This window comes from Pseudoxanthomonas sp. LjRoot125 (genome assembly GCF_964252705.1).
Classification (GTDB): Bacteria; Pseudomonadota; Gammaproteobacteria; order Xanthomonadales; family Xanthomonadaceae; genus Pseudoxanthomonas_A.
In genome coordinates this window covers 799,131-821,828 of sequence record NZ_CAXUOY020000001.1, presented here as the reverse complement: position 1 = coordinate 821,828, position 22,698 = coordinate 799,131, and the positions used below count along the sequence as shown (strand labels likewise).

Here is a 22,698-nt window from a genome sequence, read left to right as displayed (position 1 = left end):
GAAGACCGGATGCTGAAGCACTGCGCATGGATCCTGGCGGCATCGTTGATGATCGGTCCCGCATGGGCGGGCGATGCGGTCTTCAGAGAAGTGCGCTACCACGGCGACGATGGCGGTCCGCCGGTGGGCGCGGATGAATTCCGCAATCCGGTCGTCGCGGGCTTCTACCCCGACCCGTCCGCGATCCGCGTCGGCGACGATTTCTATCTGGTGAACTCCACGTTCGGCTACTTCCCTGGCCTGCCGGTCTTCCACAGCACCGACCTGGTGTCGTGGACCCAGGTGGGCAATGGGATCCATCGCCCCGGGCAGATCAACTACGGCGAGAAGGAAGAACTGACCCGCGGCCTGTTCGCCGCCACCCTCGCCCACCACGACGGCACCTTCTACATCGCCAACACGTGCTTCTACTGCGATCGCGGCAACTTCGTGGTGACGGCCAAGAATCCCGCAGGCCCGTGGTCGGACCCGATCTGGCTCGGCGTCAGCGGCATCGATCCCTCGCTGTTCTTCGACGACGACGGCAGCGCGTGGGTGGTCCACAACGATGTCCCCGATGGAAAGCTGCGCTACGACGGCCATCGCGCGATCTGGCTGCAGCGTTTCGATTTCGGCACGCGCGAACGTGTCGGCAAGCGCCTCCTGCTGGTGGACGGCGGCGCCGATCCGGCGACGAATCCCGAACACGTCGAAGGTCCCCACGTCTTCAAGCACGACGGCTGGTACTACCTGACGGCGGCCGAGGGCGGCACCGGCGAGCAGCACGCGCAGATGGTATGGCGCAGCCGCGCGCTCACCGGTCCGTATCAACCCTCGCCGTCGAATCCCGCGTTGACCCAGCGCGACCTCGACCCGAAGCGCGCCGATCCGGTGACGTCCACCGGCCATGCGCAGTTCGTGAAGCTCAAGGACGGCACGTGGTGGGCGGTGTTCCTCGCCACCCGTCCGTACCGCGGCAACCAGTACAACCTCGGCCGCGAAACCTTCCTGCTGCCGGTGACGTGGAAGGACGGCTGGCCGGTGGTCCTGCCCCGCGGCGAACGCGTGCCGATGGTCGTGAAGCGCCCGGACTTGCCACGCAATGCGCAACCGTTTCCCACCAGCGGGCCGATGACGTGGACCGAGCGCTTCGACGCGCCCGCGCTGCCACTGTCGTGGATGACCCTGCATCCGCCGCAGAGCCGCTGGTACACCACCGGCGCGCACGGCCTGACGATCACGCCGGGCACGATGCCGCTGGGCGCCTTCGGCACGGCGCCGGGCCAGCCGTCGTACATCGCCCACCGCGTGCAGCATCACGCGGCCACGCTGGACACCACGCTCGCTTCGTTCGAGCCCGCGACGGGTGAACTGGCGGGACTCGTGTTGCTGCAGAACGAGTACGGCCACTACGTGCTCGGCGTCGAACGCGATGCGCGCGGACTGGCGGTGTCGCTGTACCGGCGCAGCGGCCGCGAGGGCGGGAAGGAAGGCGATCGCCTGGCGCGCATTCCGCTGGACGAAGGACACGGCCCTGTGTCACTGCGCTTCCGCGTCGACGGCCCGCGCCTGGAAGCGTCGTACTCGCTGACCGCTGGCGACTGGAAGAGCGTCGCCACCGGCCTGGACGCCAGCTTGCTGAGCGTGGAGACGGCGGGCGGCTTCATCGGCAATACGTTCGGCCTGTACGCCGTGCGTCGCTGACCGCGCGATCACGGAGTCCGCATGCCCGGCACCTCGCGTCGCGCACTGTTCAAGGCCGGACTCGCCGGCCTGGCCACCTGGCCGCTGTCGTCGCGCGTGGCGGCTGCCACGCCGTGCGCGCCGGCGCCGCCGGCGCACGCCACCGGCGTCGAAGGCCAACGCAAGGCCGACCTCGGCGACGGCACCTATCTCAACCCCATCGTCGCCGGCGACCGTCCCGACCCCACGATCCTCAAGGACGGCGACGACTACTACATGACGTTCTCGTCGTTCGACGCCTATCCCGGCCTGGTGATCTGGCACTCGACCGACCTCGTCACCTGGACGCCGCTCGGCCCTGCGTTGCGCACGCATGTGGGTACGGTGTGGGCCGTCGATCTCTGCAAGCACGACGGCCGCTACTTCATCTACCTGCCAGCGTTGGCGAAGGATGAGGCGTGGAAGATCCACGCGATCTGGGCCGACGACATCCGCGGACCGTGGAGCGAACCGGTCGACCTGCGCATCGATGGCTGCATCGATCCGGGCCACGCGGTCGGCGAAGACGGGCGGCGTTACCTGTTCGTCAACGGCATCCGCAAGGTGCGCCTCACCGACGATGGCCTGGCGACCGACGGCATGCTGGAAACCGCCTACCAGCCCTGGCGCTATCCGGAAGACTGGATCACCGAGAACTTCGCGCCCGAAGGCCCCAAGCTGACGCGGCGTGGCGACTGGTTCTACCTGGTCACCGCCGTCGGCGGCACCGCCGGCCCGATCACCGGCCACATGGTGATCGCCGCACGCTCGCGTTCAATCCACGGGCCGTGGGAACACTGCCCGCACAATCCGCTGGTGCGCACGCTGGGCGATGCCGAACCCTGGTGGTCGCGCGGCCACGCGACACTGGTCGATGGACCGGCCGGCGACAGCTGGATGGTCTACCACGGCTACGAGAACGGCTATCGCACGCTCGGCCGGCAGACGCTGCTGGAGCCGATCGAATGGACGGACGATGGCTGGTTCCGTGCACGCGGCGGCGACCTGTCGGCCCCGTTGCCCGTGCCGCGCGGCGGCAAGGCGGGGACCGCCGGCGTCGCGCTGTCGGACGATTTCTCGAGCGATCGCCTCGGCACGCAGTGGGCCTTCCACGCGCCGCGACCGGACGAGATGCGACGCGTGCGGTACGGCACGAAATCCCTCCGCCTCGCCGGCGCAGGCCAGTCGCCCGCGGATGGGAGTCCCCTAGCCTGCATCGTCGGCGACCGTGCCTATCAGGCCGAGGTCACGCTGACCCTGGTCGATGGCGGCGAAGGCGGCCTGCTGCTGTTCTACAACCCGAAGGCCTTCGTCGGCCTGGGCTTCACGGCGGACGGGCTGCGCGTGTTCCAGTACGCGGAGGAACAGACGTGGGCGCGGCAAGCGATGCCGACGCGGCGCGTGCGTCTGCGACTGACCTACGACCACCACGTGGTGACCTGGCACCACTCGCACGACGACGGCCGCACCTGGACGCGGCTGGACACGCGGATGGAAGTGTCCGGCCTGCACCACAACGTGTTCGGTGGCTTCCTCAGCCTGCGCGTCGCGCTGTACAGCGCCGGCCCGGGCGCGGTGGAGTTCAGCGACTTCCGCTATCGCGCGCTCGCCTGAGCATCACGCCATCGGCGCGTCGTGATGGAAGTGCCGCTTGAACGGCACCTCGCCGTCGCGCGGCGCGTCCAGTTCCTGCGCATATCGATGGCCGGCGTACACCGCGTGCGCGATCAGCCCCGGCGCCAGCGCATCGCCGATGCAGGCCACGCTGCGGATGCCCGCATCGGCCCACTCAGTCTCGCGCGCCTTCAATGCCTGGTAGAGCGCATCGTCGGGCAGGCGAGCCGTGACCACCACGACCGCGTCGCAGTCGAGCGAAGAGGCTGCGCCGCTCCACGCGTGCTCCAGCGCGAGCGTGGTTCCCGTATAGCCGGTGACCAGGTGCGATACGCACTGCACGACGCCCAGCTCGGCCATGCGCCACTGGATATGGCGGTAGTCCAGCGTGTTCGCGCTCCAAGAGGCGATGGTGTCGTCCGGGGTGAGGTACGTGACCTCGCAACCGCGCAGGCGCAGCGCCTCAGCGACGACGCTGGCGGTGTAGAAGTAGTCGTCGTCGTACACCACCACGCGGCCCTCGGGCCAGCGCCCGTCCATCAGGTCGTCCGGCGTGAAGACGCGCGCGCTGTCGGCGAAGTCGGCGATGCCCAGCCCGTGGCTGCGCCCGAATCCGTCCCGCCGCCAGTGGCATCCCGTGGCGATGACGACATGGTCCGCACCGAAGTCGAGCACATCCTGGTCCGTCAGCGCGGAGTCGAGGTAAGTGCTGACATTCGCCATCTTGCCGATCTGCCCGAGCCGCCAGTCGCGCACGCGCGCCCATTCGGCCAGCCCCGGCAGGCGCGCCTCGCGCGTGACCCGCCCGCCCAGTTCGCGCCGCGCGTCGGCCAGGTGCACTTCGTAGCCGCGCTGGCCCAGCGCGCGCGCGGCTTCCAGGCCGGCCGGCCCGCCGCCGACCACCAGCACGCGTGCTTCGCTCGCCTTCGGCGCGATCCGCTCCGGATGCCAGCCCTTGCGCCATTCCTCGCCCATGCTGGGGTTCTGCGTGCAGCGGATCGGCGAGATCGTCATGTCGCCGGAGACGCAGATGTTGCAGCCGATGCATTCGCGGATGTCGTCGACGCGGCCTTCTTCGATCTTGCGCGGCAGGAACGGGTCGGCGATCGAGGGCCGCGCGGCGCCGATCAGGTCGATCACGCCGCGCCGGATCTGCGAGACCATCGTGTCAGGCGAGGTGAAACGGCCCACGCCGACCACCGGCTTGGTCGTCGCCTTGCGGACGAAATCGATGAAGGGCTCCTGCGCGCCTTCGCGGGCGAAGCGCGAGGGCACCGAATCGTTGTACCAGGCCGCCACGTTGACGTCCCACAGGTCGGGAAGCTCGGCCAGCATCCCGACGATGTCCTGCGCTTCGGCCAGTTCCACACCGGCCGGCCCCAGCAGTTCCTCGGTAGCGAAGCGCAGCGCGACGGCGCAGCGATGGCCGACCGCCTCGCGCGTGTCCTGCAACACTTCGCGCAGCAGGCGGATGCGGTTCTCCAGCGAGCCGCCATAGGCATCGGCGCGCTGGTTGCGGCGACGCTGCAGGAAATGCATCGGCAGCGACAGGTCATGCGCAGCGTAGACGTAGATGATGTCCATGCCCGCCTTCATGCCGCGCACCGCCGCCTCGCGGTGCCAGCGACGGTACTCGGCGATGTCGTGCAGGTCCATCGCGCGGGCCTGCGAGGGATAGCCGTACTTGGAGGGCTGGTGCGACGGCGCCAGCAGCACTTCGCGCGAGTACAGGTTGGAGGCGGTCGGTCCGTTGTGCGACAGCTCCAGCGCGGCCAGCGCGCCGTGCGCATGCACCTTGTCGCACATCAGCGCGAGCGCGGGGATGTCACGGTCGTCCCACAGGCGCGCTTCGACGTACGGGGTGAGATCGCTGCTGGGATGGATCTCGCACTCTTCCGTCGAGATCACGCCCCACCCGCCCTCGGCCTTCACCTCGCGCATGGCCGCGTGCGCCAGCGGCATTGCATGGCCCATGCCGTTGCAGTGCGGCACCTGGAAGAAACGGTTCTTGGTCGTCACCGGGCCGATGCGGACCGGTTCGAACAGGATGTCGTAGCGCGGATCACGCATGTGGCACCGCGTGGCCGTGGCGACGGCGCAGGAAGAAGTACAGCGGCAGGCCGGCGACCATCAACGCCAGCGCCAGCCAGAAGGGCTGCGCGCCCATGCCGATGAAGGCGAACACGGTGTACGCCGTGCCGATGACGGCGGCGACCAGCAGGTCGCGTCCCGCATCGCGCTGGCCACGCCACCAGAGCACGCCCAATGCAAGCGAGCACCCCAGGTACAGCGGCAGGTTGGCCGCCGTCACCACGGTGCTGAGGAAGGTGAAGCCCGCCACCGCGGATTCGCTGTAGTTCATCAGCACCATCGCGCTGGCGAGCAGGGCCGTCAGCACCAGGGCGCCGATCGGCGCGCCGAAGCGATTGGTCCGCGCGAACACCTTCGGCATCGTGCCGTTGTCGGCCATCGTGCGCATCATTTCGCCACTCAACAGCGTCCAGCCGTTCAAGGCGCCCAAGCCGCTGACGACGACGAACAACGCGATCCACCGCCCGGTCCCTTCGCCGGCGAAACGCTCCATCACCAGCGCGAACGGTGCGCTCGACTGCGCGAGTTCGGCATGCGGCAGCAGCAGCAACGGCACGGCGGACACCACGAGATAGATCGCCGCGGTGATGCCGGTGCCGGTCATCGTCGCGCGCGGGATGGTGCGCCCGGGGTCCTCGACCTTCGCGGCGGGGATCGTCGCCGATTCGATGCCCAGCATCGCGAACAACGCCAGCGTCGACGCCGCCATCGCATCGCCGAGGCTGATCGGTTTGGCCGGCGGATGCGCGCCGAACGACGCGGGGGATTCGAGCAAGGTCCATGCGCCGAGCACCGCGACGGCCAGCATCGGCACCAGCTTCATCACCGTGGTCACCACCTGCACGCGCCCGCCACTGCGCACGCCCAACAGGTTGATGCCCACGAACAGCCACAGCACGCCCAGGCACACCACGGCCGGCTGCACCCGCGCCAGCGGCGGGAAGATCGCGGCGGCATAGCCCGCCACGCCCGTGGCCAGGGCCGCGAGGGTGATCCAGTTCGATACCCAGTACGACCACAGCACCGCATACGCCGGCAGGTCGCCCAGCGTATGCCGCACGTAACCATAAGGACCGTCCGCGCCCGGCAGCAGGCGCGCCAGCCTTGCGAACACGCGCGCCAGCGCGAGGCAACCCAGCACCGTGATGCCCCAGCCCAGCAGCGCGTTGTAGCCGAACGGTGCCAGCGAGGCGGGCAGCACGAAGATGCCCATGCCGATGGTGTTGCCCACCACCAGCGCGGTGCACGTCCAGAAGCCGATCTTCCTGCGGTCGTGTGACTGCATGGGCGGTCAGTCCCGCGCCACCGGCACGCCGCCCTTCACCACGCCGCGCACCTGCTGCAGACAGGCGATGTCGGCCAGCGGATCGCAGGCCAGGGCGACGAGATCGGCGAGCTTGCCCGGCGTGATCGAGCCCAGTTCCTTTTCCTTGCGCAGCAGCCGCGCCGACTCCAGCGTCGCCGCGCGGATGGCCTGCAGCGGGGTCATGCCGTAGCGGACCATGTAGGCGAACTGGCGCGCATTGTCGCCATGCGGATACACGCCGCTGTCCGTGCCGTAGGCGATGTTGACGCCCGCGGCGACAGCCTTGCGAAAGCCCTCGCGCTGCGCCTCGGTCGTGTCCAGGTTCTTGCGCAGGATTTCCGCGGACCAGCCGTCGCGCCGGCCCACCGTATCGATGTAGTCGCCGTTGTAGATGTCGGCGACCAGGAAGGTGCCGTGCTGCTTCATCAGTGCGATGGCCTCGTCGTCCAACAGCGAGCCATGCTCGATCGACCGCACGCCGGCACGTACGGCGCGCTTGATGCCTTCCGCACCGTGCGCGTGGGCCGCGACGAAACTGCCGCGATGCCCTGCCTCTTCCACCGCTGCGCGGATCTCGGCCTCGGTGTACTCGGATTGTCCCGGCTCGGTGCCGTCGGCAAGCACGGCGCCCGTGGCGATCAACTTGATGAAGTCGGCGCCCGCGTCGAGGATCTCGTTCACCCGTTGGCGCACCTCCGCTTCGTTGTCCGCGACGCCGCGGCGGAAGATCGCCGGCAGCTCCGTCCTCGCAGGCAATCCGGTGATCTCGCCGCCGCCCCCGGTGACCGTGACGTAGGTGCCGGCAACGAACATGCGCGGCCCCGGCACGAGGCCGGCGTTGATCGCGTCGCGCAACTGCACGTCGGCGAAACCGCGATAGACCCCGACATCCCGCACCGTGGTGAAGCCGGCCTGCAGGGTCGCCCGCGCATTGCGCGCGCCGATGAAGGCATCGCGCGCGGCATTGCTCCTCAGCGGTGTCGCGGGATCGCCATAGGGCCCTTCGTCGGCCAGGTGCGTGTGCATGTCCATCAGGCCGGGCACGACGGTCAGCGCGGACCAGTCGAGGACGCGAACGCGGGGATCCACGCCTTTCGTGGGCGGCGCGATCGACACGATGCGTCCGTCGCGCACCAGGATGTCGCGCCCCTCGAGCATCCGACCCGTTTCAACGTCGAGCACGCGGCCGGCCTGGATCAGCAGGTCCTGCGCGCCAGCGGGCGAGGCGATGAAGGCAAGCGAGAACAGGAGTGCGGGCAGGAACCGGTCACGCATCGCCATACGCCGCCCTCAACAGATTGTGGAAATGCCACACGCCGCTCTCGCGCTTCGGGCACAACCGGCCCGCCTCGTAAAAGCCGGACGCCAGGCCCTGCTGTACCGCTTCGCAGATGCGGATGTCCTCGTCCTGCACTTCGTCGCTGAAGGCCTGGTCGTTGGCGATGCGCGCCATCGCGGCATCGTCCTGTGCGTAGTAGTAGTCGAACTCCACGCGGCAACGGTCCGGCCCGAGCGGCAGGATGCGATTGGTCTGCAGTCGCCCCGGCATGATGTTGAGCATCACGTTCGGATAGACGAAGTAGTAGAACGCGTCGCCATCGCCGTAGATGTCGCCGCTGTTGCGCAGTGGCGAATGCTGCAACGAATGCCAGGGGAAGAGTTCGGTGTCGTAGGCGCGGTAGTCGAGCACCTTCGACAGCCCGGGATGCACGTGCGGCAGGTGGTAGCCCTCGAGGAAGTTGTCCACGTAGACCTTCCAGTTGCACGCGATGTCGTAGCTGTCGCGGCGGTGGAAGCGCATCGCGGCCAGGTCGATCGGCATGATGCGCCCGGCGATGCCGGCGTAGACCTCTTCGAACGGCGGTACGTCCTCGTGCAGGGCGACGAACACCAGGCCCTGCCAGGCGTGCACGCGCAGCGGCGGCAGGTGGATGTCCTTGACGTCGAAATCCGCGGCGCCTTGCATCTCGGGCGCGCTGCGCAGCTGGCCTTCCAGCGTGTACGTCCAACCGTGGTACTTGCAGTGCAGCGCACGTGCCCCCTTGCCGTTGCACAGCGCCAGCGGACCGGCGCGGTGGCGGCACACGTTGGGGAAGGCGCGCAGCACGCCGTCCTGGCCACGGACCACCAGCACCGGTACGCCGCCGATCCGTTCCACCACGTGGTCGCCCGGCTCGGCGAGCTGCCCTTGGTGGGCGACCAGTTGCCAGCTGCGTTGGAAGACGGCGGCCTGCTCCATCGCCAGCATCGCCTCGCCGGCGTAGTACCGGGCGGGCAGCGCGCGGGCGTGCTCCAAGGGAAGGGGGCTGGCGGTGCTTGGCATGGCGGTCCCGTCGATGATGGCGCGCCGCAGCAAGTACCGGCGGGCGGCGCCGCCCAAGCCTACGCGGACGTGGGGGGTGCGGCACAGTCCCCCTGCACCGGGACGCTGCGCCGACGGGGCTCAGGCGCCCTCACTTGGTGCACATCGGCATGACGAAAGTTGGATTACTTTTTGCCGGTTCGTTTTTTTCGCATCAGGCGTATTCCTGCCCTATCCAATCGCCCCGGTTCGCCTATAGATTGAAAGCGAGGGGCACTTCATCAGCGGGGAATCGGATTGGAACGACCGATGGACGATCGTGGACGCATCACCGACCTGTTGCACAGGGACGGTGCATGACCGCCGCCGCTTCGCCCACCGGCACCCTCGACACCGCGCTGGATCATGCCCGCCACCTGCTGGCCAGCGATCCGGCGATGGCCGCCCAGCAGGCCAGCGAGATCATCCGCGCCGTCGGCCGCCACCCGATGGCCCTGCTGATCCTGGCCGCCTCGCACCGGGTCCGCGGCCAGGCATCGCATGCGCTCGACGTGCTGGAACCGCTGGTGCGCGAGCACCCGCAGTGGGCATTGGCCCATCTCGAACACGGGCTGGCGCTGGGTCGAGCCGGCCGCGGCGATGCCGCCGTGCCCGCGCTGCGGCGCGCCCTCACCCTGAAGGCCGACCTGCCGCAGGCCTGGCGCGAACTGGGCGATCACCTCGCCGCGATGAACGATGCCGACGGCGCCGCCGCGGCCTACCTGCAGCACACGCGCTATTCGACGCGCGACCCCGAACTGATGCAGGCCGCCGGCGCGCTCGCCGACCACCGCATTCCCGAGGCCGAGGCGCTGTTGCGCGCACGCTTGAAGCGCACGCCCACCGATGTCGCCGCGATCCGCATGCTGGCCGAAGTCGCCGCGCGCGTCGGCCGCATCGACGATGCCGAGGCCCTGCTCGCGCGATGCCTGGAACTCGCGCCCGACTTCCATGCCGCCCGGCAGAACCATGCGCTGGTGCTGCATCGTGCCAACCGTCCGCAGGAGGCCCTGCAGGCCATCGATGCCCTGCTGGCGCACGACCCCGACAACCCCGCGTACCTCAACCTCAAGGCGGTCGTCCTGTGCCGCGTGGGCGACTACGAACCCGCGCTGGCGCTGTACGAGCGCGTGCTGGCGTCCTACCCGGACCAGGCCAAGATCTGGATGAGCTACGGCCACGCGCTGAAGACGGCCGGCCACGCCGCGCGCGCGATCGAGGCGTACCGGCGCGCGCTGGCGCGGGAGCCCGGCTTCGGTGAAGTGTGGTGGAGCCTGGCCAACCTGAAGACGTTCCGCTTCAGCGACGACGATGTCGGCGTGATGCGCGCGCAGCGCGCGCGCGACGACCTCGCCGACGACCATCGCCTGCACCTGGACTTCGCGCTCGGCAAGGCGCTCGAAGACGAGGGCGAGTACGCGCCCTCGTTCGCGCACTACCGCGACGGCAATGCGTTGCGCCGCACGCAGCTCGCCTACAGCGCCGACGACACGCATGCGCGCACCGAGCGCCTGAAGGCCGCGCACACCGCCACGTTCTTCGCGGGACGGACGGGGCTCGGCTGCGAAGCACCCGACCCGATCTTCATCGTCGGCATGCCGCGCGCGGGCTCCACGCTGCTGGAGCAGATCCTGGCCAGCCACTCGGCGGTGGAAGGCACGATGGAACTGCCCGAGATCACCTCGATCACGCGCGACCTGCGCGCACAGGCGCGGGCGGACGGCGCGGAGACGTACCACGACCTGCTGGCGGACCTGGACGGCGATGCGCTGCGCAAGCTCGGCGAACGTTACCTCGAGGCGACCCGCATCCATCGCAAGTCGGGCCGCCCGTTCTTCATCGACAAGATGCCGAACAACTTCGCCCACACCGGCCTGATCCACCTCATGCTGCCGAACGCGAAGATCATCGATGCCCGACGGCACCCTCTGGCCTGCTGCCTGTCCGGTTACAAGCAGCATTTCGCGCGCGGACAGGGCTTCAGCTACGGGCTGGAGGACATCGGGCGCTACTACCGCGACTACGTGGCGCTGATGGCGCACTACGACGCCGCGCTCCCCGGACGCGTGCACCGGGTGATCTACGAACAGCTAGTGGACGACACCGAGGCCGAGGTGCGCCGCCTGCTGGACTACTGCGGGCTGCCGTTCGAGGACGGTTGCCTGCGCTTCTTCGAGAACGCGCGGCCCGTCAGGACCGCCAGTTCCGAACAGGTCCGCCAGCCGATCTACCGCGAAGGCGTGGATCACTGGCGGCATTACGAACCGTGGCTGGAGCCGTTGAAGAACGCCTTGGGGCCTGTGTTGGGCGCCTATCCGGCGGTTCCGGATTCCACGGAGGACAGTTCCATCCCCGATTGACCGTCATCACTGGAGAGAGGTGAGCTGGATGAGTACCCGCAGCAGAAGAAAACCGGGGCGGCGCGATCCGTCGACCCTGGCGAGGTTCCCGTTGACCGCCGCGATCTACCTCGCGTTCGGTGCCACGGCGATGGCCCAGGACGCACCCGCCACGCCGCCCGCCGAGGGCGAGCGCGCCGCGGCCACGCTGGACACCATCACGGTGACCGCGCAGAAGCGCGTGGAGAACCTGCAGGAAGTGCCGATCAGCATCCAGGTGCTGGGCACGGAGCAGCTGAAGAACCTCAATGTCACCGATTTCGATGACTACGTGAAGTACCTGCCCAGCGTGTCGTACCAGTCGGCCGGTCCGGGCTTCGCGCAGATCTATATGCGCGGCGTCGCCAGCGGCGGCGACGGCAACCACTCCGGTTCGCTGCCCAGCGTGGGCGTTTACCTGGACGAACAGCCGGTCACCACCATCCAGGGCCCGCTGGACATCCACATCTACGACATCGACCGCGTCGAGTCGCTGGCCGGTCCGCAGGGCACGCTGTACGGCGCCAGTTCGCAGGCGGGCACGCTGCGCATCATCACCAACAAGCCCGACCCCACCGGCTTCGCCGCCGGTTACGGGCTGGAAGTGAACAGCGTCAGCAACGGCGGCATCGGCCACGTCGCCGAGGGCTTCCTCAACCTGCCGATGAGCGACCGCGCGGCGATCCGCCTGGTCGCCTGGAACAAGCACGACGCCGGCTACATCGACAACGTGTATGGCACGCGCACCTTCCCCTCGTGGGACGCCGACTCCGGCGGCAACGGCACCATCGACAACGCCGACCGCGTGAAGAAGGATTACAACGAAGTCGACACCACCGGCGCTCGCCTGGCGTTGAAGGTGGATCTCAACGACACGTGGTCGATCACGCCGACCATCATGGGCCAGCAGCAGAAGTCCAAGGGCGGCTTCGCGGTCGACCCGCAGGTGGGCGAACTGGCGCTGACCCACTTCTATCCAGAGAGTTCCGACGACCGCTGGTGGCAGGCCGCGCTGACGGTGGAAGGCAAGATCGGTAACTTCGACCTGACCTACGCATTCGCACGCCTGGATCGCGACGTCGACGTCGAGCAGGACTACAACGACTACGCCTTCTGGTACGACACGCTGGCGGCGTACGGCGCGTATACCTGTTCGGATTTCGATCCCGATACGTTCACCTGCGCGCCCGGCTCGCTGGTCAATCCGTCGCAGTACATCCAGGGCGTGGACGGCTACAAGAAGACCAGCCACGAGCTGCGCATCGCCTCGCCGACCGAGAATCGCTTCCGCTTCGTCGCCGGCGTATTCATGCAGGACCAGGAACACGACATCGAGCAGCGCTACAAGATCGATGGCCTGTCGCCGGTGCAGTCGGTCACGGGCTGGCCGGACACGATCTGGCTGACCAAGCAGCTGCGTCAGGACAAGGACAAGGCCGTGTTCGGCGAACTCAGTTTCGACATCACCGAAGACCTGACCGCCACCGCCGGCGCACGCTGGTTCGAGGTCGACAACAGCCTGAAGGGCTTCTTCGGTTTCGCCGACTGGGGCTGGGTATCGAGCTACGGCGAAGTGGCCTGCCCGGACGGCGCGCCGACCTTCAATGGCGCGCCCTGCAGCTTCTTCGACAAGCGGGTGAAGGAGAACGGCCACATCGGCCGCTTCAACCTGACCTGGCGGATCGACGACACGAAGATGATCTACGGCACGTGGTCGGAAGGCTTCCGCCCCGGCGGCATCAACCGCCGCGGCACGCTGCCGCCCTACCTGTCGGACTACCTGACCAACTACGAGTTCGGCTGGAAGACCACCTGGCTGGAAAACCGCCTCTCGTTCAATGGCTCGGTGTTCCGCCAGGACTGGGAGGACTTCCAGTTTTCCATCCTCGGCGCCAACGGCCTGACCGAGATCAAGAACGCCAACCAGGCGCGCATCAACGGCGCCGAGTTTTCGCTCGCGTTCGCGGCGACCTACAACCTGCAGCTGACGGCCGGCGCCGCGTTCTACGACGCGGAGCTGACCGAGAACTACTGCGGCTTCACCGACGACGACGGCAATCCGGTCACGGAGTGCACGGATCCCGAGGCGCCGGAGGGCACGCAGCTGCCGGTCACGCCGAAGGTCAAGGGCAACCTGACCGCGCGCTACACCTTCGACATGGCGGGTGGCGAAGCCTTCCTGCAGGGTGCGGTGGTGCACGTGGGCGATCGCAAGTCCGACCTGCGCCTGGCCGAACGCGAGATCCTCGGCGACCTGGATGCGTACACCACGGTCGACGTGTCGGCCGGCTACCGTCGCAACAACTGGAAGGTGGACGTGTACGTCAACAACCTGTTCGACGAGCGTGGCGAGCTGAGCCGCTTCACCCAGTGCGCCGAAGCCGTCTGCGGTGCCGCGGGCGTGGTGCCGGAGTATCCGAACGGCCAGGTCTACACGGTCGTCTCGCAGCCCCGCACGATCGGCCTGCGCTTCTCGCAGGAGTTCTGACGCAGCACGCGCCGGAATGCGGCAACGAAAAGCCCCGGTGCGAACCGGGGCTTTTTTTGTCGAAGACGCCGGGGCGATCAGGAATCGCGCGAAGTCGCCTCGCGGTCGTTCTCGCGCATCTCGTACCACATGCCGTTGAGGATGGCGAAGCTCGCCGCCAGGCCGGCGCCCAGGATCCAGCTGAAATACCACATGCGGAAGCCTCCTCAGTATGCGTTGGGGTTGCGCCCCATCCCGTCCTGGTCGACCTTGCCGCGCAGCACGCGGAAAACCCAGGCGGTATAGAGCAGGATGATGGGCAGGAAGAACGCCGTCGCCAGCAGCATGATGAACAGCGTCATGTGGCTGGACGACGCATCCCACAGGGTCAGGCTGGAGCCGGCCTGCGTGGACGACGGCAGCAGGAACGGGAACGTCGCCACGCCTTCGGTCAGGATGATGCCGACGATGCTGATCGACGACGCCAGGAACGCCAGCCCCGCGCGCCCGATGCGCAACAGCACGGCGCTCAGCAGCGCGCCCGCCACACCCAGCACCGGCAACAGCCAGGTGATCGGCCAGCGGGCGTAGTTGTCCATCCATGCACCAGGCTGCGCGACCGCGATCTTGGCCAGCGGGTTCGAGGGACCGGCGGTATCCATCGCGACCTGCAGCGCGTACCCATCAATGCGCGCAACCCACAGGCCGCCGATCACGAACAGCACCGCCGTCGCCACTGCGGCGATGCTGCCGTAGCGCCGCGCGCGCTCGGCGATGGCGCCGGAGGTCTTCATCGCCAGCATGCCGGCGCCATGCATCACCAGCATCGCCACGCTGACCAGGCCGCACAACAGGGCGAACGGCGTCAGCAGGCCGAATAGTCCGCCCTCGTAGAACACCCGCAAGGTATCGTCAAAATGGAAGGGCACGCCGAGCAGCACGTTGCCCATCGCCACGCCGAACACCAGTGCTGGCACCAGCCCGCTGACGAACAGCGCCCAGTCCCACGCGGCGCGCCAGCGCGGATCGGGCACCTTGCTGCGGAACTTGAACCCGACCGGCCGCAGGATCAGCGCGAACAGGATCAGGAACATCGCGATGTAGAAGCCGGAGAAACTCACGGCATACAGCGGCGGGAACGCCGCGAAGATCGCACCGCCGCCGAGGATCAACCAGACCTGGTTGCCCTCCCATACCGGACCGATGACGTTGAGCACGATGCGGCGCTCCTCGTCGGTGCGCGCCACCGCGGGCAGCAGCGTGGCCACGCCCAGGTCGAAGCCGTCCATCACCGCGAAGCCGATCAGCAGGATGCCCAGCAGCAGCCACCAGATCAGGCGCAGCGTCGCGTAGTCGAGGGGAATGGTGTCCATGCGTCGTCTCCCGTCAGCCCGCGAAGGCCGGTTGTGGCGCGGGGGCGTCCGGTGCGGGCGCGGACAGGTGCTCGGGCCCCTTCAGGATCAGCTTGCGCATCAGCCAGACCTCGATGACGGCCAGCACCGTGTAGATCAGCACGAAGCCGCTGAGCGTGATGATGATCTGGTGCAGCTTCAGCCCCGACGCGGCCAGGAAGGTCGGCAGCACGCCGTCGATGATCCAGGGCTGGCGACCGTATTCGGCGATCAGCCACCCGGCCTCGATCGCCAGCCACGGCAGCGGCAGGCTCCAGAACGCCACCTTGAGGAACCAGCGGTACCGGTCCAGCCGTTGTCGGCTGGCGAGGTAGAACGCGACCGCGAAGAACGCGATGAAGTAGAAACCCAACCCGGCCATCAGGCGGAAACTCCAGAACAGCGGCGCGACGTGCGGGATGGTGTCGTGCGCGGCCTGCGCGATCTCTTCCTCGGTCGCGTTGCCGATGTCCTCGCGGTAGCGCTTGAGCAGCAGTGCATGGCCGATGTCGCGCCAGTGCGCCTCGAAGATGTAGCGTGCGGTGCCGTCGTTGCGGTTGGCGCGCAGCTTCTGCAGCGCCTCGTAGCCCATCAATCCATTGCGGATGCGGCCCTCGGCGCGCTCCACCAGGTCCAGGATGCCTGGCATCTCGGTGTTGAACGAACGCGTGCCGATCAGCCCCATCACGTAGGGGATATGCAAGGCGTAGTGGTTGGTCTGGTTCTTCTGGTCGGGGATCGCGAAGGCATTGAAGCCGGCCGGCGCGGGCTCGGTCTCCCACATCGCCTCGATGGCGGCGAGCTTCATCTTCTGGTGCTCGCTGGTGGCGTAACCGCTCTCGTCGCCCAGCACGACGACCGACAGCGCCGCCGCCAGGCCGAAGCTGGCGGCGACCGCCATCGAGCGCTTGGCGAAGTCGGCGTTGCGGCCGCGCAGCAGGTAGAACGCGCTGATCGCCATCACGAACATGGCGCCGGTGACATAACCGGCCGACACCGTGTGGACGAACTTCGCCTGCGCCACCGGGTTGAAGATCACCGCCATGAAATCGGTGATCTCCATGCGCATGGTCTCGGGATTGAAGACCGCACCGACCGGGTTCTGCATCCAGCCGTTGGCCACCAGGATCCACAACGCCGAGAAGTTCGATCCCAGCGCGACCAGCCAAGTGACCACCAGGTGTTGCACCTTGCTCAGCTTGTCCCAGCCGAAGAAGAACAGGCCGATGAAGGTCGCTTCCAGGAAGAATGCCATCAGGCCTTCGATGGCCAGCGGCGCGCCGAAGATGTCGCCTACGTAATGGCTGTAGTACGACCAGTTCATGCCGAACTGGAACTCCATCACGATGCCGGTGGCCACGCCCATCGCGAAATTGACGCCGAACAGCGTGCCCCAGAACAGGGTCATGCGCCGCCAGATGTCGCGCCCCGTCATGACGTAGACGCTCTCCATGATTGCGATCATGAAGGACAGCCCCAGGGTCAGCGGCACGAACAGGAAGTGATACATTGCCGTCAGCGCGAATTGCAGACGGGACAGTTCGACGACGGTCATGTCCGGCATGGGGATGCGGCTCCCGGTTGTCTGGCGGGGATTCTAGCCCTCCCACTGTCATGGACGGGGGCGACCATCTGTCGCACCCCCCTTCGCCCTGCCCTGCGGCATCCTGCGCGCCCCGCGGCCACCGGCCGGCGGGGGGGGGGGTTGATCCTGATCAATGCGGCCCGGCTGGCCGGACCCGAAAATCCACCGTACCAGAATAGGAGAGGCCGCATGCAAGGCGTCCAGGGGACTTATAACGACAAGGTGGTGCGCCAGTTCACGGTGATGACCGTGGTCTGGGGCATCGTGGGGATGCTGGTGGGGGTGCTGATCGCCGCGCAGCTGTATTGGCCGGCGCTGAATTTCGACCTGCCGTGGCTGAGCTACGGCCGGCTGCGCCCGCTGCACACCAACGCGGTGATCTTCGCGTTCGGCGGCTGCGCCCTGTTCGCCACCAGCCTGCACGTGGTGCAGCGGACCAGCCACGTGCGGCTGATCTCGGACAAGCTGGCGGCGTTCGTGTTCTGGGGCTGGCAGCTGGTCATCGTGGCCGCGGCGGTGTCGCTGCCGCTGGGCCTGACCCAGGGCAAGGAGTACGCCGAGCTGATCTGGCCGATCGACGTGCTGATCGCGGTGGTCTGGGTGTCCTATGCCGTGCTGTTCTTCGGCACCATCGCCAAGCGCGCGGTGAAGCACATCTACGTGGCGAACTGGTTCTTCGGCGCCTACATCATCGCCGTGGCGCTGCTGCATATCGTCAACAGCCTGGCCCTGCCCAGCGGCCTGCTGCACTCCTACCCCATCTACAGCGGCGCCGTCGACGCGATGGTGCAGTGGTGGTACGGCCACAACGCGGTGGGCTTCTTCCTGACCGCCGGCTTCCTCGGGATGATGTACTACTTCGTGCCGAAGCAGGCCGGACGCCCGGTCTACTCCTACCGCTTGTCGATCGTGCACTTCTGGGCGCTGATCGCCATCTACATGTGGGCCGGCCCGCACCACCTGCATTACACGGCGCTGCCGGACTGGGCGCAGAGCCTGGGCATGGTGTTCTCGCTGATCCTGCTGGCCCCCAGCTGGGGCGGCGCCATCAACGGCGTGCTGACGCTCTCCGGCGTGTGGCACAAGCTGCGCACCGACCCGATCCTGAAGTTCCTGATCGTCTCGCTGTCGTTCTACATGATGTCGACCTTCGAAGGTCCGATGATGTCGATCAAGACGGTCAACTCGCTGAGCCACTACACCGACTGGACCATCGGCCACGTGCACGCCGGCGCCCTGGGCTGGGTGGCGATGATCACCATCGGCTCGGTCTACGCGATGCTGCCCAAGCTGCTGGGCCGCGAGCAGATGCATTCGGTCAAGGCCATCGACACGCACTTCTGGCTGCACACGCTGGGCGTGGTGTTCTACATCGCCTCGATGTGGATCGCCGGCGTCATGCAGGGCCTGATGTGGCGCGCCACCAATGCCGACGGCACGCTGACCTACAGCTTCGTCGAAGCGTTGAACGCCACCTACCCCTACTACCTGGTCCGCCTGGGCGGCGGCCTGCTGGTGTTCACCGGCATGTTGCTGATGGCCTGGAACACCTGGAAGACCTTCCAGGCAGCCAAGTCCGTCGCGCCGCAGCCGATCCTGCAGCCCGATGCCAGCCAAGCGCGCGCCTGAGGAGCCGACGACATGAGTAACGGAAATTCGCACGAGAAAGTCGAGAAGAACGTCGGCCTGATGGCGGTGCTGATCGCAGTGGCGGTGTCCTTCGGCGGCCTGGCCGAAATCGTCCCGCTGATGTTCCAGGCCGAGGCGATCAAACCGCTGGAAGGCGTGAAGCCCTACCCGGCGCTGCAACTGGCGGGCCGCGACATCTACATCCGCGAGGGCTGCTACAACTGCCACTCGCAGATGGTCCGCACGCTGCGTTTCGAATCCGAGCGCTACGGCCACTATTCGCTGGCCGGCGAATCGGTCTACGACCGCCCGTTCCAATGGGGCAGCAAGCGCACCGGACCGGACCTGGCGCGCGTCGGCGGCCGCTACTCCGACGACTGGCACCGCGTGCACCTGCTGAACCCGCGCGACGTGGTGCCGGAATCGAACATGCCGTCCTTCCCCTGGCTGGAGAACGCCAAGGTCGACGGCGCCGAAGTGGCCCAGCGCATGAAGACGCTGCAGCGCATCGGCGACCCGTACACGGACGAAGAGATCAACAACGCCGCCTCCGATGTCGAAGGCCGCACAGAACTGGACGCCGTGGTCGCCTACCTGCAAGGGCTGGGCAAGGCCGCGCCGAGGGGAGGCTGAGCCATGGTTTCGGGGATCGTGACAGGGGCACTGATCGTGCTGTTCATCGCCGGCTGGGCATGGGCGTGGAGCCCGCGCCGCAAGGCGGATTTCGAGAATGCGGCACGCATGCCGCTGGGTGAGGAAGGGGAGAACAACCCATGAGCGCAGGCTGGATCTGGTTCATCGTCGCGCTGGTCGTCCTGAACATCCTGGGCTGCGTGTGGCTGCTGTGGTGGACCGGACGCCGTCGCCCCGGCGACCCCGCACCCGAAGACACCTCGCACGTGTGGGACGGCGACCTCACCGAGTACAACAAGCCGCTGCCGAAGTGGTGGATCAACCTCTTCTACATCACCATCGTCTTCAGCATCGGCTACATCGCCTGGTACGGCGGCCTGGGCGTGGTGCCCGGCTACGCGAAGTGGTCCTCCACCGGCGAGCACGACGAAGTGAAGGCGGTGCAGGACAAGAAGCTGGAAGCGACCTTCGCGCCTTTCGCCGGACAGTCGATCGACCAGCTCGCCCAGGATCCGAAGGCGCTGGCACTGGGCCGCTCGATCTTCAACAACACCTGCGCCACCTGCCATGGCTCGTCGGGCCAGGGCGCCATCGGCTATCCCAACCTCACCGACAACATCTGGCATTGGGGCGGCACGCCGGACCTCGTGCTGCAGACGGTGCTGGACGGTCGCGAAGGCGTGATGCCGGAATGGGGCACCGCGCTGACCAACATGGGCGGCGAGAACGCGGTCGATTACGTCGTCGCCTACGTCAACGTGTTGAACAACCCGCAGGAAGGCATGAGCAACAACTTCATGGCCGCCCAGGGCAAGCCGCTGTACGATGGCCTCTGCGTGGCCTGCCACGGCGTGGACGGCAAGGGCAACCGGGAACTGGGCGCGCCCGACCTGACCGACGACTACTGGCTGTACGGGAGCAGCAAGGAAAGCATGCGCACCACCATCACCAAGGGTCGCCATGGCGTGATGCCCGCCCACCGTGAGCTGCTGGGCGAAACCCGCGCGCGTCTCGTGGCCTCGTACGTCTGGTCGCTCTCGCACAAGGAGGGTCAGGCGGCAGCCGGCGCGAAATGACCGATTTCACCGAGCCCCGCCTCGACCACCCGCCCCGGCCGCTCGCGCAGCGCGTCGGGGCGGTGCTCTGGCCCAGCTTCTTCGCTGCCGGCGTGGCGACGATGGTGTTCTTCGCCTTCGTCGACCCGCTGACGCTGCGCGACATGACCTTCCCCGACCTGGCGATCAGCCGCGAACTCGGCTACACGCTGGGTTTCTTCATGTTCTGGCTCGCCACGGCCGCCAGCAGTCTGTTCACCTGGATCCTGCTGCGCCCTGCGAGTCGCTTCAACCGCGCGCTGCCGCCGGACTGAGCAAGCGCTGCCTGCGACAAACCGTCGCTCCCTCGCGCGCCCGCGCGGCGCGAGCATGATGCCAGCCAAGACAGACACTGCCATGTCCACGCCAGCCTCGCCTCCCTCCCCCGCCTCCGACAGCAAGCGCCGCATCCCGCTGGATGTGGTCGATGCGCAGGGCAACTCGTTCTACGTCAGCGAACGCAAGGTGTATCCGCGCGACGTGGCGGGCACGCTCAACCGCCTGCGCGTGGCGGCCGTCTGGTGGCTGCTGGGCATGTACTACGTGTTCCCGTGGCTGAAGTGGGACGATCGCCAGGCGGTGCTGTTCGACCTGCCCGCGCGCAAGTTCTACGTCTTCGGGCTGGTGTTCTGGCCGCAGGATTTCCTGCTGCTGGCGGTACTGCTGATCATCGCGGCCATGGCGCTGTTCTTCTTCACCGCGCTCGCCGGCCGCCTGTGGTGCGGCTACGCGTGCCCGCAGACGGTGTGGACGGAAGTGTTCCTGTGGATGGAACGCTGGACCGAAGGCGACCGCAGCGCGCGCATGAAGCTGGATGCGGCGCCTTGGAGCGCGAACAAGCTGCTGCGCAAGGGCGGCAAGCACGTGTTGTGGGCCGTGTTCGCGCTGTGGACGGGCTTCACCTTCGTCGGATTCTTCACGCCCATCACCGACCTGGGCGCGCGCCTGTGGCCGTTCGCCTGGGGCGGCTGGGAAACCTTCTGGGTGTTTTTCTACGCGCTGGCCACGTGGGGTTTCGCCGGCTTCCTGCGCGAGCAGGTCTGCAAGTACATGTGCCCCTATGCGCGCTTCCAGGCCGCGATGTTCGATCGGAACACCCTGATCATCGCCTACGACCCGATGCGCGGCGAACCGCGCGGCCCGCGCAAGCGCGGCCTGGGCAGCGTGCTGGAACGCGCGCGCGGCCTGCTCCAGAACACCACCGCCTACGACTACGTGATGCGCGCCGCCGCGCATCCCAGCCTCGCCGACCAGCGCCTCGGTGCGCACGGCACCATCACCTTCGCCGGTGCCGGCGCGGTGATCGAGCCGCTGCCGAAGTTCGTCCCCGAACAACTGGGCGACTGCATCGACTGCACGATCTGCGTGCAGGTGTGCCCGACCGGCATCGATATCCGCAACGGCCTGCAGTACGAGTGCATCGCCTGCGGTGCGTGCATCGACGCCTGCGACGACGTGATGGACAAGATGGGCTACCCGAAAGGGTTGATCCGCTACACCACCCAGAACGCCATCGACGGCAAACCGTCGAAGGTGCTGCGGCCGCGCATCTTCGTCTATGGCGCCATCCTGCTGGCGCTGGTGATGGCGTGGGGCTGGGGCGTGTTCAACCGCGACGTCCTGATCGCGGAAGTCCTGCGCGACCGCAACGCGCTGTATCGCGAAGTCGCCGGTGGCCAGGTCGAGAACAGCTACACGCTGAAACTGGTGAACAAGGATCAGCAGGCGCATACCTACCAGGTGACGCTGGCCTCCGGCACCGCTGGCATCGCCTTGCGCGATGGCGACCTGACCGTGAAGGCCGCACCGGAAGAAGTGCTGTCGCTGGCCGTCACCGCGACCGCGACAGGCGACGTGCGCGGACGCCATCCGGTTACCTTCACCGTGCGCGACCTCGATACCGGCACCGAGAAATCGGTGGAGAGCAGCTACTTCGGACCTATCCAATGACAATGCAAACATCCTCTTCCGCCGACGCGGGCCGCCCCTTCTGGAAAGAACCGATGGTGTGGCTGGTCTGGGGCCTGCCCCTGGCGTCGGTCGTTGCCGGCATCTGGTTGGTCGTCACCGCCGTGCGCGCCGGTGGCGCTGACCCCGTCATCGACGACGTGCAGCGCGTCTCGCAGATCCAGACCACCGACCTCGGCCCCGACGACAACGCCACGCGGCGCAAGCTGAGCGCGATCGTGCAGGTGCGCGGCGACCACGTGGAGCTGACCGCGGTGACCGGTGATTTCGCCGGCACGTCGCCGCTGGTGCTGACGCTGGCCCATCCGACCGAGGCGGCGCAGGACGTGAGCCTGCCGCTGGCCCGCGACACCGCCGGCTGGCGCGCGCCGGCCGAGGTCGACACCGCGCACGACTGGAACGTGCAGCTCTCGCCGCAGGACGGCAGCTGGCGCATCCGTGGCCGACTGCAGAAGGACACACAGGCCGTCCGCCTGGCTCCCTCGCACGGGGGCGGTTGA

The 22,698-nt window shown here is 67.7% G+C and carries 18 protein-coding genes; 11 read left to right on the top strand and 7 right to left on the bottom strand.

What is annotated here, in order from left to right; translation table 11 throughout:
* Window positions 1–9: 9 nt before the first annotated feature.
* Together ACSION_RS03605 and ACSION_RS03600 are read left to right on the top strand one after the other, a co-directional pair.
* Window positions 10–1,683 (top strand): glycoside hydrolase family 43 protein, encoded by a 1,674-nt coding sequence (locus ACSION_RS03605; RefSeq protein WP_435304876.1) that lies wholly within the window; start codon window positions 10–12, stop codon window positions 1,681–1,683.
* A gap of 21 nt (window positions 1,684–1,704) precedes the next feature.
* Window positions 1,705–3,315 carry a family 43 glycosylhydrolase gene (locus tag ACSION_RS03600; protein ID WP_435304875.1) on the top strand — a complete coding sequence of 537 codons (1,611 nt, stop codon included), beginning with the start codon at window positions 1,705–1,707 and terminating at the stop codon, window positions 3,313–3,315.
* Between the two features lie 3 nt (window positions 3,316–3,318).
* Here ACSION_RS03600 and ACSION_RS03595 read toward each other — a convergent pair whose 3' ends face one another.
* Genes ACSION_RS03595 through ACSION_RS03580 form a run of 4 tightly spaced genes read right to left on the bottom strand, consistent with a single transcriptional unit; the run spans window position 3,319 to window position 9,035 of the window.
* Entirely contained in the window at window positions 3,319–5,385 is a 2,067-nt protein-coding gene (locus ACSION_RS03595) for an FAD-dependent oxidoreductase (protein WP_435304874.1), read from the bottom strand.
* Window positions 5,378–6,691: an amino acid permease gene (locus ACSION_RS03590; protein WP_435304873.1), complete on the bottom strand. Its 1,314-nt coding sequence runs from the start codon at window positions 6,689–6,691 to the stop codon at window positions 5,378–5,380. Before ACSION_RS03590 ends, ACSION_RS03595 begins: the two co-directional genes overlap by 8 nt.
* A 6-nt stretch (window positions 6,692–6,697) precedes the next feature.
* On the bottom strand, window positions 6,698–7,987 hold the full coding sequence (locus tag ACSION_RS03585; protein ID WP_435304872.1) for an amidohydrolase family protein: 1,290 nt from the start codon (window positions 7,985–7,987) through the stop codon (window positions 6,698–6,700).
* The gene (locus ACSION_RS03580; protein WP_435304871.1) at window positions 7,980–9,035 is read right to left on the bottom strand and encodes an aromatic ring-hydroxylating oxygenase subunit alpha; all 1,056 of its coding nucleotides are present in this window, start codon (window positions 9,033–9,035) and stop codon (window positions 7,980–7,982) included. Before ACSION_RS03580 ends, ACSION_RS03585 begins: the two co-directional genes overlap by 8 nt.
* 335 nt (window positions 9,036–9,370) lie before the next feature.
* On the opposite strand from ACSION_RS03580, the gene ACSION_RS03575 reads away from it, so the two are divergent.
* Window positions 9,371–11,413, top strand: coding sequence for a sulfotransferase (locus tag ACSION_RS03575; protein ID WP_435304870.1), 2,043 nt, complete (start codon window positions 9,371–9,373; stop codon window positions 11,411–11,413).
* A gap of 28 nt (window positions 11,414–11,441) precedes the next feature.
* The gene (locus tag ACSION_RS03570; RefSeq protein WP_435304869.1) at window positions 11,442–13,919 is read left to right on the top strand and encodes a TonB-dependent receptor; all 2,478 of its coding nucleotides are present in this window, start codon (window positions 11,442–11,444) and stop codon (window positions 13,917–13,919) included.
* Between the two features lie 77 nt (window positions 13,920–13,996).
* Here ACSION_RS03570 and cydX read toward each other — a convergent pair whose 3' ends face one another.
* From cydX to ACSION_RS03555, 3 genes are read right to left on the bottom strand one after another with little or no spacing between them, the layout of a single operon-like run.
* Window positions 13,997–14,113, bottom strand: coding sequence for a cytochrome bd-I oxidase subunit CydX (cydX, locus tag ACSION_RS03565; protein WP_435304868.1), 117 nt, complete (start codon window positions 14,111–14,113; stop codon window positions 13,997–13,999).
* Between the two features lie 12 nt (window positions 14,114–14,125).
* Window positions 14,126–15,271 (bottom strand): cytochrome d ubiquinol oxidase subunit II, encoded by a 1,146-nt coding sequence (gene cydB, locus ACSION_RS03560; protein ID WP_435304867.1) that lies wholly within the window; start codon window positions 15,269–15,271, stop codon window positions 14,126–14,128.
* Window positions 15,272–15,284: 13 nt separating this feature from the next.
* Window positions 15,285–16,853, bottom strand: a complete 1,569-nt coding sequence (locus ACSION_RS03555) for a cytochrome ubiquinol oxidase subunit I (RefSeq protein WP_435304866.1) — start codon at window positions 16,851–16,853, stop codon at window positions 15,285–15,287.
* Between the two features lie 210 nt (window positions 16,854–17,063).
* Here ACSION_RS03555 and ccoN point away from each other — a divergent pair, with 210 nt between their 5' ends.
* The 7 genes from ccoN to ACSION_RS03520 all read left to right on the top strand — a co-directional run bounded on the left by ccoN (window position 17,064) and on the right by ACSION_RS03520 (window position 22,698).
* Complete coding sequence (gene ccoN, locus ACSION_RS03550) at window positions 17,064–18,503, top strand: cytochrome-c oxidase, cbb3-type subunit I (protein ID WP_299345870.1); 1,440 nt, start codon at window positions 17,064–17,066, stop codon at window positions 18,501–18,503.
* A 12-nt stretch (window positions 18,504–18,515) separates the two neighbouring features.
* Window positions 18,516–19,136 (top strand): cytochrome-c oxidase, cbb3-type subunit II, encoded by a 621-nt coding sequence (gene ccoO / locus ACSION_RS03545; RefSeq protein ID WP_093489889.1) that lies wholly within the window; start codon window positions 18,516–18,518, stop codon window positions 19,134–19,136.
* A 3-nt stretch (window positions 19,137–19,139) separates the two neighbouring features.
* Entirely contained in the window at window positions 19,140–19,280 is a 141-nt protein-coding gene (locus tag ACSION_RS03540; RefSeq protein WP_093489888.1) for a cbb3-type cytochrome oxidase subunit 3, read from the top strand.
* Complete coding sequence (ccoP, locus tag ACSION_RS03535; protein WP_435304865.1) at window positions 19,277–20,212, top strand: cytochrome-c oxidase, cbb3-type subunit III; 936 nt, start codon at window positions 19,277–19,279, stop codon at window positions 20,210–20,212. Before ACSION_RS03540 ends, ccoP begins: the two co-directional genes overlap by 4 nt.
* Window positions 20,209–20,505 carry a hypothetical protein gene (locus ACSION_RS03530; RefSeq protein WP_056880835.1) on the top strand — a complete coding sequence of 99 codons (297 nt, stop codon included), beginning with the start codon at window positions 20,209–20,211 and terminating at the stop codon, window positions 20,503–20,505. The genes ccoP and ACSION_RS03530 overlap by 4 nt, the downstream gene beginning before the upstream one ends.
* An 82-nt stretch (window positions 20,506–20,587) precedes the next feature.
* Window positions 20,588–22,180: a 4Fe-4S dicluster domain-containing protein gene (locus ACSION_RS03525; protein ID WP_435304864.1), complete on the top strand. Its 1,593-nt coding sequence runs from the start codon at window positions 20,588–20,590 to the stop codon at window positions 22,178–22,180.
* Window positions 22,177–22,698: a FixH family protein gene (locus tag ACSION_RS03520; protein WP_435304863.1), complete on the top strand. Its 522-nt coding sequence runs from the start codon at window positions 22,177–22,179 to the stop codon at window positions 22,696–22,698. The genes ACSION_RS03525 and ACSION_RS03520 overlap by 4 nt, the downstream gene beginning before the upstream one ends.